General features: G+C 37.9%; 14 protein-coding genes and 1 tRNA gene. 6 read left to right on the forward strand and 9 right to left on the reverse strand.

The window, feature by feature from the left end; translation table 11 throughout:
• The first annotated feature begins 26 nt into the window (after positions 1–26).
• Together folB and IV512_RS04920 are read left to right on the forward strand one after the other, a co-directional pair.
• On the forward strand, positions 27–389 hold the full coding sequence (folB, locus tag IV512_RS04915) for a dihydroneopterin aldolase (RefSeq protein WP_209401232.1): 363 nt from the start codon (positions 27–29) through the stop codon (positions 387–389).
• 44 nt (positions 390–433) lie between these two features.
• Positions 434–507 (forward strand) — tRNA-Cys (locus tag IV512_RS04920).
• Positions 508–571: 64 nt separating this feature from the next.
• Here IV512_RS04920 and IV512_RS04925 read toward each other — a convergent pair.
• The 3 genes from IV512_RS04925 to rnr form a co-directional block, all read right to left on the reverse strand.
• Positions 572–1,252: a LysE family translocator gene (locus IV512_RS04925; RefSeq protein WP_209401234.1), complete on the reverse strand. Its 681-nt coding sequence runs from the start codon at positions 1,250–1,252 to the stop codon at positions 572–574.
• 102 nt (positions 1,253–1,354) lie between these two features.
• Positions 1,355–2,035, reverse strand: a complete 681-nt coding sequence (locus tag IV512_RS04930; RefSeq protein WP_209401235.1) for a head GIN domain-containing protein — start codon at positions 2,033–2,035, stop codon at positions 1,355–1,357.
• 57 nt (positions 2,036–2,092) lie between these two features.
• Positions 2,093–4,288: a ribonuclease R gene (gene rnr, locus IV512_RS04935; protein ID WP_209401237.1), complete on the reverse strand. Its 2,196-nt coding sequence runs from the start codon at positions 4,286–4,288 to the stop codon at positions 2,093–2,095.
• Between the two features lie 665 nt (positions 4,289–4,953).
• Here rnr and IV512_RS04940 point away from each other — a divergent pair.
• The 3 genes from IV512_RS04940 to IV512_RS04950 all read left to right on the forward strand — a co-directional run bounded on the left by IV512_RS04940 (position 4,954) and on the right by IV512_RS04950 (position 6,851).
• A complete protein-coding gene (locus tag IV512_RS04940; RefSeq protein ID WP_209401239.1) occupies positions 4,954–5,385 on the forward strand; it encodes an RpiB/LacA/LacB family sugar-phosphate isomerase in 432 nt (143 codons plus the stop codon).
• A gap of 103 nt (positions 5,386–5,488) precedes the next feature.
• Complete coding sequence (locus tag IV512_RS04945) at positions 5,489–6,403, forward strand: cation diffusion facilitator family transporter (protein ID WP_209401241.1); 915 nt, start codon at positions 5,489–5,491, stop codon at positions 6,401–6,403.
• A 1-nt stretch (position 6,404) separates the two neighbouring features.
• Entirely contained in the window at positions 6,405–6,851 is a 447-nt protein-coding gene (locus IV512_RS04950; protein ID WP_209401243.1) for a GNAT family N-acetyltransferase, read from the forward strand.
• Positions 6,852–6,902: 51 nt separating this feature from the next.
• Here the strand turns inward: IV512_RS04950 and IV512_RS04955 are convergent, their stop codons facing one another.
• From IV512_RS04955 to dcm, 3 genes are all read right to left on the reverse strand, one after another.
• Complete coding sequence (locus tag IV512_RS04955) at positions 6,903–7,277, reverse strand: hypothetical protein (protein WP_209401245.1); 375 nt, start codon at positions 7,275–7,277, stop codon at positions 6,903–6,905.
• 268 nt (positions 7,278–7,545) lie between these two features.
• Entirely contained in the window at positions 7,546–8,148 is a 603-nt protein-coding gene (locus tag IV512_RS04960; RefSeq protein WP_209401247.1) for a hypothetical protein, read from the reverse strand.
• A gap of 4 nt (positions 8,149–8,152) precedes the next feature.
• Entirely contained in the window at positions 8,153–9,379 is a 1,227-nt protein-coding gene (dcm, locus tag IV512_RS04965) for a DNA (cytosine-5-)-methyltransferase (protein WP_209401249.1), read from the reverse strand.
• A 41-nt stretch (positions 9,380–9,420) separates the two neighbouring features.
• Between dcm and IV512_RS04970 the strand changes: the two genes are divergently transcribed.
• Positions 9,421–10,629 (forward strand): C40 family peptidase, encoded by a 1,209-nt coding sequence (locus IV512_RS04970; RefSeq protein WP_209401251.1) that lies wholly within the window; start codon positions 9,421–9,423, stop codon positions 10,627–10,629.
• A gap of 106 nt (positions 10,630–10,735) precedes the next feature.
• Here IV512_RS04970 and IV512_RS04975 read toward each other — a convergent pair whose 3' ends face one another.
• The 3 genes from IV512_RS04975 to IV512_RS04985 form a co-directional block, all read right to left on the reverse strand.
• Positions 10,736–11,227 (reverse strand): hypothetical protein, encoded by a 492-nt coding sequence (locus IV512_RS04975; RefSeq protein ID WP_209401253.1) that lies wholly within the window; start codon positions 11,225–11,227, stop codon positions 10,736–10,738.
• A 3-nt stretch (positions 11,228–11,230) separates the two neighbouring features.
• Positions 11,231–12,106: a hypothetical protein gene (locus tag IV512_RS04980; RefSeq protein ID WP_209401255.1), complete on the reverse strand. Its 876-nt coding sequence runs from the start codon at positions 12,104–12,106 to the stop codon at positions 11,231–11,233.
• Between the two features lie 77 nt (positions 12,107–12,183).
• Positions 12,184–14,316, reverse strand: a complete 2,133-nt coding sequence (locus tag IV512_RS04985) for a PQQ-binding-like beta-propeller repeat protein (protein WP_209401257.1) — start codon at positions 14,314–14,316, stop codon at positions 12,184–12,186.
• Positions 14,317–14,352 lie beyond the last annotated feature (36 nt).

The following is a 14,352-nucleotide window of genomic DNA, read 5'->3' on the forward strand; positions in this document are numbered from 1 at the left end:
TAAATTCGCATAAAATTCATTACATCTTGGGAAAGGTTAAAGTAGAAAACATTCGCGCCTACGCACATCACGGATGCCTTAAAGAAGAAACCGCTATCGGTAGTGAATATCGGGTAGATGTCTCCGTAGATGCCGATATATCAAAAGCGGCCGTTTCCGATAAGTTATCCGACACGGTCGACTATGTGCTCATCAATCATATCGTAAAAGAGGAAATGAAAACCCCCTCTAAATTACTCGAACATGTTGGCCATAGAATTATCAAACGTATATTTAACGAAATACCTATAGTTACGGCCGCAGCCGTTTGGGTATCAAAAATAAACCCACCTATTGGCGGTGACGTTGAGAAGGTTACGGTAGTTCTTGAAGAAAAAAGAATCCTTTAGGTTTTCCAGTATCCAATAAACGGCTTACCTTTGCAATCGCAAATGGCATCGTGGCCGAGTGGCTAGGCACAGCTCTGCAAAAGCTTGTACAGCGGTTCGAATCCGCTCGATGCCTCCAAAAGACCTCCAATACTTGATTGTACTGGAGGTTTTCTTTTTTCAATTCCCTTTTGAAATAATTATTACTCTATAAATTGGCCTATTTCAATACGTTCGATACCTTCCTCTATATTGAATTTATCTTTAGGCAGAAATCCTTTTATAATGAGTACGATTCCACAAATCATTAAAACTACACCTAAACCCCTTTTGACCAAATGAATGCGTTCTAGCGTCAATTTTCGCTTCAATTGTTTCGCCAATAATATTTTAAGAATATCCATAGCAAAATAAGCCCCCAACATACCAGAGAAAAAAGTAATCATACGTTGGGGATCATTGTCAACACTAGGGCCCACTACAATAATCACCCCTAGCCAGAACATGAGAACACCTATATTTATAAAGTTTAGCAAGAAACCTTTCACCATTAAACCTAAGTAACTTCGTTTACTGGCTTTTATATGGGTATGTTTTTGTTTTTTGGGTTTTCTAAAAAAGGTACTTATTCCGTAGACCAGAAGAATTACACCGCCAAATACATAGAGCCCGGGTTGATTACTAAGATTTTCAAGCAATTGAAAGCTACTGAAATAGGCGATACCCAAAAATATAATATCCGCTATAATTACCCCTAAATCAAATACCAATGCAGCTCTAAAACCTCTGATTGCACTAGTTTCTAAAAGCACAAAGAAAACAGGACCAATCATAAAACTTAATAAAAAGCCTAAAGGAATTGCTGCCTGTATATCTTCGATCATTCGTTTCTATCTAATAATTTGGGTATTAGATTTACATCTAGCCCATGAATTTTTATAGTTTAAGTGGGGATTGATTATTTGTTTAAGATACCTAAAGGTGCACTACATTCGGGTTACCGTGCCACCGAAAACCGTCTTTTCATCCATTTTTGCAGGGTCACCATATACCAACACCTCGCCACCAGCCTTTACAGTAGCCTTAACATAATCTGAGGCATAAATTTCTGCTTTAGAACCTGCATTTACATTGACCGTAGAGAACTTGGTCTTTAATTGCTTGCCCTCATATACACCACCTGTATTTATAGCTACATCTTGTAAATCAGAGGTACCCGTGGTTTCAATGACCCCACCCGTTACGGTTTTGATCAACAACTGTTCTACTTCGGCGCTTATGACCAATTCACCACCTTCTTGGGCCTTTAACTCCAGCACATCTTGTGTAATAGTATTAGCCGAAGTGATTCGTGCATCTTCATTTACATCGATAATTACTAGCTTTTCGGAATAATGTAACTCTACGAAAGTTCGGTATCCACTGAAAATTTTATCAATTTGCATTCTAATTTTTAGAACACCGTTGTTATTCACTATGGCCACTTTTTGAATATTCTCACCGGTGATTACTGCTTTGTTCTCATCTGATTTGATAAGGTTTACAGAAATACCATCAAAAGCCTTTACTTCGGTAAAACGAGTAAGGTCTTGGGTTATCTTAGTATCCTGAGCCTGTAAAAAACAGGCTTGCATTAAAACCGCGACAAGCAACACGAATTGTTTCATGATGTTTCTTTAGGTTGATTTGTTACTCTATAAACAAAATCTATTCCAAAAAATTATCTATTCCCCGTGCTTTCCCAATAAGGAAAAATCAAGGTGGCGTTTCACTAAATCGGTATCTTTGACCATAACGACTACCTCATCGCCCAATTGATAAGTTTTCTTGGTACGTTCCCCAACTATGGCGTACTCTTTCTCATCAAAGATATAATAATCGCCTTTTATATCACTGATACGAACCATGCCCTCGCATTTGTTCTCAATAATCTCTACGTAGACTCCCCATTCGGTTACCCCACTAATGACCCCTACAAATTCTTTGTCTTGGTGGTCTTGCATAAACTTGATCTGCATGTATTTAATCGAATCACGCTCTGCGCTAGATGCTAAATACTCCATATCTGAAGAATGCTTACATTTTTGCTCGTACACTTCACTTTTGGCAGAATCGCCCCCATCTAAATAATGCTGTAGCAAACGATGCACCATCACATCGGGATACCGGCGTATGGGAGATGTAAAATGTGTATAATAATCAAAGGCCAAACCATAATGGCCTATATTTTCGGTTGTATAAATAGCTTTACTCATACTACGTATGGTAAGGGTATCTACCAAATTTTGTTCTTTTCTTCCCTTCACATCTTCGAGAAGTTGATTTAAAGACGAACTGATAGACTTTTTGTCTTTAAAGTCAATCTTGTGCCCGAAACGAGAAATAATGCTATTAAGCGCCATTAATTTATCTTCATTCGGATCATCATGTACCCTGTAAACAAAAGTCGGTTCCGGCTTTCTTTTTCCAATAAACTCGGCCACTTTTCGATTGGCAAGCAACATAAATTCTTCGATAAGTTTATTGGCATCTTTTGACTCTTTAAAATAAACACCGGTCGGTTCACTCTCTTCATTAAGTATAAATCGAACCTCAACTTTATCGAAGGATATAGCGCCCTGTTGCATACGTTTGTCACGCATAATTTTCGCCAATCGATCCATTTCTAAGGTCGCTTCAACTATTTCATCAGATACGGTATATGCTTTATCGCGAATAGAGATATTTTCAGGTATGTCCGATTTTTTTGTTTCAATAATATGCTGCGCTTCTTCATAAGCAAAACGCTCGTTCGAGTTGATCACCGTTCGGCCGAACCATTGATTTTTAATAGAGGCTTTCTTATCGATTTCAAAAATTGCGGAAAACGTGTATTTTTCTTCGTTCGGCCTTAATGAACATGCGTTATTCGATAATACTTCTGGCAGCATAGGTACTACACGATCTACTAAATAGACTGATGTAGCCCTTTCATAAGCCTCATCTTCAAGCACAGTATCGGGCTGTAAATAGTGCGAAACATCAGCGATGTGAATACCAATCTCATAATTTCCGTTTTCAAGAACTTCAAATGATAGGGCATCATCAAAATCTTTGGCATCTTTAGGATCGATGGTGAAGGTCAAAACCTCACGCATATCTCTTCGTTTGGCTATTTCATCCTTCTTAATCGAAGTATCTAGCGTATCTGCAAATCGCTGTACCTCTGTTGGAAACTCATACGGCAAACCGTATTCTGCCAAAATAGCATGTATTTCGGTATTGTGCTCCCCAGGTTTACCAAGTACTTCGGTAACAGTGCCAATAGGTGAATCGGCATCATCGGGCCACTCTTCAAACTTGACAATTACCTTATCGCCATCATTGGCATTATTATCTTTGCCTTTAGGAATAAAAAAATCGGTATACATTCTAAAATCGGTAGGGCGTACAAAAGCAAAAGTTTTTTGCTGATCTACGATACCAACGAATTCCGTTTTCTTTCGTTCTACTACTTTGGTAATCTCACCCTCTAGTTTTTTACCTTTTCTTCTAGGAAAAATGTAAATCTCAACTGTATCGCCATGAAAGGCTTTCTTTAGCTTATTGTTGGGTACAAATACATCATCTTCAAATTCTTCGATAATAATGTAGGCATTACCACGACCGGTAAGATCAACAATACCGGTATGATATTTTTTTGTTGCCGCGGTCAGGGCTTTATATCGCCCACGTTCTTCTTCAGTAATTCGTTTACTTTCTTTTAATTGGCCTAACTTTCTAATTAACTGATTACGGTCTTGCGTATTATCAAGCCCAAGTTGAGCAGCGATTTGTTTATAGTTAAAACTTTTATTAGGGTCTTTCTCCAGTATAGTGAAGATTCCTTTGGTAATCTCGTTATTTCTGTGGTTTCTAGCTTTCTTCTTCTTTTTCGACATTAAGTAATTTCTTATAAAATGGAAAATTACGAATTATAATCCATAAGCTTGATTCAATCGGTTTATCTAGTTTAAGTTAAGGTTATCAACATATATATTCATATCATTCTTTTCTTTTTTAAATTTAAAATTAAAATGGTGTTTATGATAGCTTGTTAATAAGGCTTAAAAAAATATAGAGTAAAACTTGCTACGAACCGATTCTAAAAGTTGTTGACAATTTGTACAGTAATGATACAGCACGAAATCAAACGTTTACAATTTTTATAAGAATAGGTTAATAACACCTATCAACATAAATTATTTAACAACTCAACGTAAATTAATTGTTAATTACTGTTGATTTCTATTTAATAGTTGGCTATAAAAATGGAATAAATATTTTGCTTGATTTAAGATAGGTTTTGTAAGAAGCTATTCGATTAAGAATACAAAATCAAAGATCAATTTTTTGTTGCGAGGTTATTAACAATTAATTCACCCTATCTACTATACAAATGAACAATAACACTAAACTATTTAAAAACTCTTGTTGTGAAACGCATCTATCTTGTGGTGAAGATCTTGTATTCGTACATTTGCAGGTAGTAAATAGAAGTATCGAGAATACGGTATTTAAAGAGAATATACTTTATTTGAGGGTTTAAAATTTTAATATTTAAAAGATGAAAATAGCTATAGGTAATGATCACGCAGGAACGGAGTATAAACTAGCAATTGTCGGTTTACTAAAATCTATGGATATTGATGTAGAAAACTATGGTACCGATGGTAGTGATAGTGTAGACTACCCAGATTTTGTGCACCCTGTAGCTTCAGATGTTGAAGCCGGAACAGTAGATTGGGGTATTATCGTATGTGGAAGCGGTAATGGAGCTTCTATGACCGCGAACAAACATCAAAAGGTTCGTTGTGCCTTGTGCTGGACAAAAGAAATTGTTCAATTGGCCAGAGAACATAACGACGCTAATATATTAAGTCTGCCAGCACGTTTTATCTCATTACCTCAGGCCCTTGATATGGTTAAGACTTTTCTTGATACGAAATTTGAAGGTGGTAGACACGAGCGCCGAATAGAAAAAATACCATGTGCCTAACAGCTACTATATTTTATTTTAAGTTCTCATTTTCAAATTTATTTTTAGGGAACTTTTAAGTTAATAACTCAATGGTAATAGTGCATATTACTTACTTTTGAAGATGGGTAATCACAATCACCATCATACACACGATCACTCTCATTTTAGGGGAAGGAACTTAGTAATTTCAATTTTACTCAATATAATCATTACCGTTTGCCAAGTGGTGGGTGGTTTGATTTCCGGTAGTCTTTCCCTTTTATCAGACGCCCTTCATAATTTTAGTGACGTACTCTCACTTGTGGTGAGTTATATTGCTACCCTTCTTTCTAAAAAAGAGGCATCTACAAATAGAACGTTTGGTTATAAACGTGCAGAAATCATAGCTGCTTTCGTAAATGCCTCTAGCTTAATCATTGTGGCAATCATATTGATCAAAGAGGCCGTAGAGCGTTTTTTAAATCCACAAGAAATAGAGTCAGATTTGGTCATCTGGTTGTCATTGTTAGGTATTGTTGCTAACGGATTTAGTGTGCTATTGCTCAAAAAAGATGCGAATAGCAATATGAACATGAAATCGGCCTATTTACATCTCTTAACGGATATGATGGCATCTGTAGCCGTCTTGATCGGTGGTCTGTTAATGAAGTTTTATCAAGTTTATTGGGTAGATGCTTTACTAACCTTGGCTATTGCGATTTACCTGATATACATGGGATACGATTTACTTAAAAATTCTACTCGGGTACTTATGTTGTTTACCCCGAACACTATTCAAGTGCAAAAAATAGTCGAGACCATCTCTAAAATAGAATCCATTAAGAATGTTCATCACGTACATATATGGCAGCTCAATGAAGCCGAAGTACATTTAGAGGCCCACATCGACTTTAATGAAGATATTAAACTATCGGAATTCGATGCTGTTCTTGAAAAAATTGAGGAAGAAGTATACCACAAATACAAAATCAATCACGTGAATATTCAACCGGAATACGGTAAATGTGACAGTAAACATATTATAGTGCAAGATTGATATGATAGTTATCGAAGTAAAACCTTTTTACGATTTAGACGCAAAGGAATATCATGATATAGTAAGACTGAGAAGCGAGATTTTTGTGGTAGAACAAGATTGTGTTTATCAAGATATAGATGGTAAAGACACAAATGCACTACATGTGATAGGTAGAAAAAACGGTGAAATAATTGCTTATTCCCGTATTTTTAAATCAGGTGAATATTTCGAAGTAGCTTCCATTGGTAGAGTTGCGGTCAAGAAATCTGAACGTAAATATGGTTATGGTAAAGATATAGTCAGGGCTTCAATAGATGCTATTGAAAACTACTTTGATGAATCAAAAATAAAGGTATCGGCTCAATTATATCTTGAAAGATTCTATCACTTCTTTGGTTTCAATCAGATAGGTGAGGGGTATCTTGAAGATGGTATACCCCATATCGCTATGATACGAAATGCGTAAAGGCCGCAATAGCAGCCTTTTTATGATGTCAAATCTTTAGAGAAAACCTTGTTAAATCTTAATAGGCTCTTTGTTGCTCAAATTGATATCTTCGAGCATATTGTCGGTAAATTTGTAATGGCCCCGTGTAGTTATTATTCGGAATCGGTTCGAGTTCATTCTGCTCAACGTATCTAAAAACAACCACTTTGATTTGAGCAATCTGGGTTTTGCCGATTTTAGACTGATTTCAAAATAATACTTGCGACCATTTTTAACGGCAACGATGTCCGGAGTTATCTTTGAATCGCTACCCTTGCGCACGTATGATTTGGGTGTATCATACCCTTCCATATCCGCTTTAATGTTTTCAAATCCTGTCGCCTCTAAATGACCGATTGATTTCTCTAAAAATTCCTGATTTTCTGACTTTTCTATTTTTACCATACCTTACAATATAACTTTTTCGAGCAGATATGCAAATTAAACACTTTGATTAACAACAGTTTAAGAATTAATTTTTTTTAAAATTAAAGAAATGGGTCTATATCATTCAAATATGATTACCGACCGATTAGTCTGTAATACCTAAGTTACCATTGTTTTATAAGGTGTAAGCAAGGTTAAAATGATATGAAGTATAGATAAACTTCACGTATTTGAGTATAACTCTAAAATTTTTAAATAAAACCAACCGCGCGGTCGGTCTTCGTTTTTAAATTAGCCGCTTTGCTATACCTTGTTCGATAAGAAAATCAAGTCTAAGAATTAAATTTAGCGGTTTTTCTGCCTTGTTAAAACTGGAGAAATAAAGGTATCCTTCTCTCTTATCATTTAGCTCTTCGATTGAAATTTTACCATGGGGTAAATTTCTGTTTTCAAAGCGGTTTGATTTGATTATTCTACCTTCTAAAAACTGAAGCAGTTTTTGCCTGTTGACAAGAGTAATCTTGCAGGTCGTAAACCTTTCGGGTTCATCGGCATATATAGCAGTTACCAAAGCATAAAAATCCGTTTTCTTTGTTTTGTCGAATAGCCATCCTTTTTTAAGTTTTTCGTTTTTTAGATAACTGATTTCGAAAGCAAAAGTAGGCAGGTCGTCATTAATATAATCAAGTTGAGCTTTTTCGTCGATATTATAAGTGATGTCACTTGAATACTGTTTAAAAAGAACGTCGACTCCCGCAATCTGGTTCTTCAAATCGTGAACCCGCTCAAATTTATAATTTTTAAGGTGTTTATTGTAATAATGGTCAAGTAGGGCGTGTAGCTTTTTCTCTTTATTTAAATCCGTTTTAAAACTGCTTTTAGATTCCAAAACTTTATGAATTGATTCTTTCGTATAAAGCCTCACTTATTTTTTCTACAACCCCAACAACCAAAGCATTTCCCATAAAGAAGGCTCTTTTGGTGTCACTTATACCCTCTAATCGGGTATGGTTATCAGGAAACATGTTTAAGCGCTCCAGTTCTACAGGGGTCAAACGCCGAAGCCCCTTTTTGGTCTGTACCACATGTTTAAAGCGTGAAGGCGATTTACCTCCTTCGCCGGTAATAATGGTTCGTGAGGCATTATCCAAGGCATCAGGAAACACCATATTGCCCTCGCTATAATTATAGGTAAAACCACTTTTAGCGGTACGCACCTCTTTTTTGGCGCCTTTTAAATACTCCCATTTTGCATACTCTTCCTCAGGAATATAGAAATCATCTGAAACCTCGCCATTTTGAAGAATATCTTTAAGCACCGTTCCATTTTCTTTAAGGGCGGGAGTCGTTTTAACGGTATAGACCTTTCCGTTGATAAATACACCTGAATTTTGAAAAGGAGACAACTTTTCTCCCTTGTTGAACTGGTCCGAAATCGTTACCAAATCATCACTTAAGTTAAAGTTTACAGGTTTATTCTGTAATTCATCAACAGGAAATGCCTGAGCGATAGTTCCCAAACTTTCAACCCAATCTTCTATATGGGCCTTTTTTATTTGCTGAAAAGTTGCTGTCGTTTTGTGATAGCCTAAGAAAAAAATTCGTCTGCGCCTTTGGGGCATTCCGTAATCCGCGGCATTTATAACCCGCCATTCAACGGCATATCCTAGCTCATCCAAACTTTTGAGCATAATGGCAAAATCTCTTCCCCGTTGGGCGGAAGGTGATTTTAATAGACGATCAACGTTTTCTAAAAACAAGTATTTAATGGGTTGTTTCTTTTCTGAAAGAATACGGTGAATACTCCACCAGAGCACTCCTTTTTTACCGATGAGGCCTTTTGAATTCTGAAGGGTCGTTGCTACGGAATAATCTTGACACGGGAAACCACCAACCAGTAGATCCGCATCGGGAATTTCTGCAGTAGAGACCTCCGAAATATCATGGTTCGAATGGTTTTCAGCTCCGAAACGAGCTTCGTAGACCATAGATGCATGCTGGGTTTTCGTGCTAGGTTCCCATTGATTGCTCCAAACAACGTTAAATTTTCCTTTTTTTTCAAGTCCTAAACGGAAACCGCCCACGCCTGCGAAAAGTTCTATAACTTTGATTTTACCCATTTGGGTCAAAGTTAAATAATTTCACAAGGGAAAGAAACGCAATGATACGAACTGATAGGTTTAAGAAAAATATATGGAGTGGTTTGGTTCTGCTATTGGTTATAGTAATGGGAGGCTGTGATGAAGTAACATCTGAGGAACAAATGTTGCTTCAAAAAATAAAGCAAGTACGCCAAGAATATGCACCCGACAAACGCACTTCTCTTTTTGATGTTCATGTATATTCAGATAGTAAAAAATATATCTTAACAGGGGAGACCGATAACGCAAAAGCGTTGGACGAATTGCGGGAAACACTGAGCAATTCGAACTTTGAGTACACTGAAAAAATAAAGCTGTTACCGGCCGAAGATTTAGAAGGTAATTCTCAAGCGGTTATTAACATTTCGGTAGCCAATTTACGTAGTAATCCGAAGCACTCCGCTGAACTGGCCACACAAGCCACCTTGGGCACACCTGTGAAAGTTCTAAAAAAAGAGGGGGGCTGGTACTATATACAAACCCCTGACAAGTATTTATCTTGGGTAGATGATGGCGGATTAAAACTTATGGACGAGAACACCTTTGATGAATGGCAGGCCGCTGACAAGATAATTTTCACAGAAACTTATGGGCATTCCTATTCAGATGAAAACCAAGATCAGGTAGTATCAGACCTGGTCGCGGGTAATGTTCTAGAAGTTATCAATGAAACTGATGCCCTTTTTCAGGTCGTGTATCCTGATGGCCGGAAGGCGTTTGTTGCCAAAAACGTTGCTGAGCCTTTCGGTGATTGGATTAAAAAATTAGACCCCTCACATGAAAACTTAGTGGCAACTTCAAAAGAACTTATGGGTGTACCGTATCTCTGGGGCGGCACTTCGACCAAAGGAATGGACTGTAGCGGCTTTACAAAAACTATTTATTTTTTAAATGGGATGGTGATACCGCGTGATGCATCGCAACAGGTAAGAACCGGCAAGGCGATAGACTCTGTTCAGAATTTTGATGATTTAGAAAAAGGCGATTTATTGTTCTTCGGGAAAAAGGCCACCGATTCTACAGCCGAAAAGGTGGTACACGTTGGCATGTGGATTGGAAACGATGAGTTTATTCACGCCTCCGATATGGTGCGCATCAGCAGTATGAATAGTCAAGCGGAAAATTTTGACGAGTACAATCGCAATCGATACCTACGTACAAAACGTATACTCGAAGAGCGGGACCCCGATTTAATCAACTTAGCTACCATACCTCTTTTTAAAGATTGAGGGTTTTAAAAGAATGTTCTTTCACTGAAAAACATGTATCATAGGCCGGCTCGGCTCTTAAGAAGTGTCAATATTTTAAGGTTTTTTGTATCAGTCGATGCATTCATTAATTTGTTGGCGCCTTAACATTCCATGGTACTTGTTCTTCCTGTTGATTTAGACGCTGTGCTTTTGATATTCTACTTCTATAGATAAGGTCGTACTTTAGAATATTTAAAATAGAAAGTTCAACATACCAAAGGGCTAATTTGATAGCCTCAATTCTTGCATGTATAGAAATATTTTGAATTTTGATTCTATTCTTTTTTTGAGAGTGAACAAAAGCATTCCTAATTAGAACGATTGCATCCGGTCCATCACTAACATTTTGGTCGATAATTGCCTCAAGACTTGAAAAATGATTAGGAACTTGAAAAGGAATTGTTGATTGAGCCAAAATTGTTCTAATTTTATTTGCGGCTGTTAGGCCTTGGATATCTCTGCCCGGCTTCAACAATTTAAGCCTTTCTATAATCCACCAATTAAAAATTAATTCGAGCGCAGATTGAGCCATTATGGTTCTTGTGTCTAGGCCTATTTCTGATGCATTTGCTTCCAAGTATCATTTTATAGCACTTGCTAAAAAGTCTTTTTCCTTTTGTTTAAACCAAATATTATAAAATTGATTCCATAAATCGTTTAAACCTTTCGTTTGAAATTCAGGAATACAACTGACAGAGTGATGATATGAATCCGTCAACAAAGGGGAAAAATCACTCCAAATTGATTTGTTCGATTCAAAGCCTTCTGCGAACATACAAGATACTCTCCTGCCATTGATGAACGATAAATACATACTGAAAGAGAAAAGTAGTTCCTTTACATCGCCATAAGTCATATGCGAATTTTTTGCTTCTAAAAAACCACTGTATAGTATATGATACCCGCCATTTAATTCTAATAAATCTTTCTTTTCGGTGAAGGATTTAGTTTTATCAATGATAATTTTATAGAGGTCATTCTCAAAGACTATCCTACCATTCCATGTTCGTAATTTATTTTCTTCAAAGTCTTTTATTGTTTCTCCATGAAATCCCCTTAGGTTTGGTATGCTAAAGCGAACCTTATCAAAAGCTTTCGTTTTATCGCCCAAAATTGCCTGGTTAAATAGCTCACCCCTTATTGACCTACCAGAAATTCGGGTAAAACTGGCCTTTCCGAAAATCAGGGAATTAATTTCTATTTCGAAAGGTTTAAGTTTTTCAACTAGGTCTTCAAAAGGACTGTTTTGGTTTTCTGACTTAGCTTCAAAAACAACCCTTGGCCTTGGATTCCATTTAAATATGATTTGTCCCTTTACAGAAGTGTTGTAATCGGTTCTTTTAATAGAAAAACGCCCTGAATATATCTTAACATCTATATTGGGTTTTTCCATTTTTACAGATGGTTTAAGGGCATTCGGGATATCCCACTCATCTTCAGCTAAAGAATTAGACATTAATTTTAATATTTATAAGTTGAACTTATTTTAAAAAACGTGCAGAGAACTGAGGATATATCTACTTAGAATAAGCTTTACTCTAATGCAAACGCAACGATTTTATTCCCTTTCTTGGTTCCAAGCTTCTCGCCGCCACAGGCTATAACAATATATTGTTTGCCATTGTATTCGTACATCGCGGGGGTAGCAAAGGCAGGGGCAAGCAATTCATATTCGAAAAGCAACTTTCCGCTATGTCTGTTGAACACGCGAAAGAAACCGTCGCGGCTAGCGGCAATAAATAGCAATCCGTTTTCGGTGATTACAGGTCCGCCATAACTTTCGGCACCTAAGCCGACACCTTTTTCACCAAGCTCGGGGGTATTCCCAAACGGAATAGACCAAATATACTCGCCGGTATTTAAATCTATAGCGTGTAATGTACCCCATGGGGGCTTAATCGCAGGTAGACCATTACTATCTAAAAACTTGGTATAACCCAAATGTTTATAGGGCACCGTTAAACTATCTTTTTTAACAACCTTTTCTTCTACTGAATGTTGAATTTCCTGATCGTATAAAAACCGTAAAAGAGCATCCATATCATCACCCTTGATTTGAGGAAAACCAGTCATCATACCTTTTCCATTGTTAACAATGCCCGATACCTCATCTTTTTCTTTACGATATTGAATACCTATTAGTGAGGGAAAGCCACTTGCCACAGCTCCACTACGATCGGGTTGATGGCAGGTAGCGCAATTCTGCTGATAGATGGCCTGGCCCTTGGGCAACCCCGAAATATCGTTTTCAGCCTCACCCATCTGTAGAATCCAGGGCATTTCATTAGAATTCACATAAAGAATACCGTTATTGGGGTCGGCGCCCGCACCGCCCCATTCTGCTGCCCCATCGTAACCGGGCAGTAGCAACACCGGGTCTAAACTTGGTGGGCCATACATGCGCTTATCCGCATTTTTAAAAACTTCTCGAAGCTCATCTATATTTTCTGCGTAGGGACTCAAATTAGCTTCCGAGAGGTCTTCAGATTGCCGCGCAAAGGGTTTCGGTTTTACAGGAAAAGGTTGTGTAGGCCATGCGGTTTCCCCAGGCAACTTTGACATAGGCACTGGCCGTTCTTCGATATCGAATAGGGGCTCACCGGTTTTTCGGTCAAAAACAAAAACAAACCCCTGTTTGGTCACTTGCGCTACAGCATCTATTTTCTTGCCGTTTCTTTCCACAGTAAGCAAGTTGGGGGGAGCAGGTGGGTCACGGTCCCAAATATCGTGATGGGTAAATTGAAAATGCCACAATTTCTCCCCTGTATTGGCATCTAATGCAACTAGTGAATTTGCAAATAGATTACTACCCTTTCGCACGCCCCCATAGAAGTCTGGGGCGGCAGAACCCGTTGGAACGTATACGATTTCAAGTTCCTCATCTACCGCCATACCCGACCAGTTATTCGCGGCACCGACAATATCACTTTGTCTAATATTTGAATCGCCCCAAGTATCGGAACCCTCTTCACCCGAATCGGGAATGGTTTTAAAGCTCCACTCCAAATTACCCGTAATTATATTAAAGGCCATAACATCGCCCAGAGCAGCACCCGAACCTTCCGATACTCGTAAAGGCATAACGATGAGGTCTTTAAAAATGGCACCTGGGGTATTCGATATTAGAAACTTGTTTTGTTCACTTTCGGGCAAACCACTGCGCATATCTATTTTACCATTATCTCCAAAGGACGAAATTGGCTTGCCGGTAAGGGCATCCAAAGCATACAACTCAGAACCTCTCGTACACAGAATGCGTTTATCGTTTGCTTTTTCCCAATAAGATATACCACGACTGGTAGAATGCCAAACTTTTACCGAATCTCCGAATTGCCAGATTTCTTTACCGGTACCCGCATGAATCGCCACGATACGTAGAGCGGCGGTTACGCCGTACACTAGACTATCGGCAATGATCGGGTTCATTTGCATTTGGCCCCAATCATCGGCCTCGTATTCCCATGCGAGTTTTAAGTTTTTAATGTTCTCAGGTGTGATTTGCGATAGGGTAGAGAAGTGACTTCGCCCCGGGTCACCCAAGTATGAAGACCAGGTTTTGTATTTGTCGGGTTTCTCATCATAGGTAGTTTCTTGTTGGCAAGATTGACCGATTTGTAAAATAAAAAGGAAACAAAGAAGACGAGCGAAGGTTTTGTTTGAAAGCATGGTCGAGAAGAAGTCTCATTAAATGTAATCATAAAT

The sequence above is a fragment of the Pseudozobellia sp. WGM2 genome (assembly GCF_017810075.1).
Lineage (GTDB): Bacteria > Bacteroidota > Bacteroidia > Flavobacteriales > Flavobacteriaceae > JADNYK01.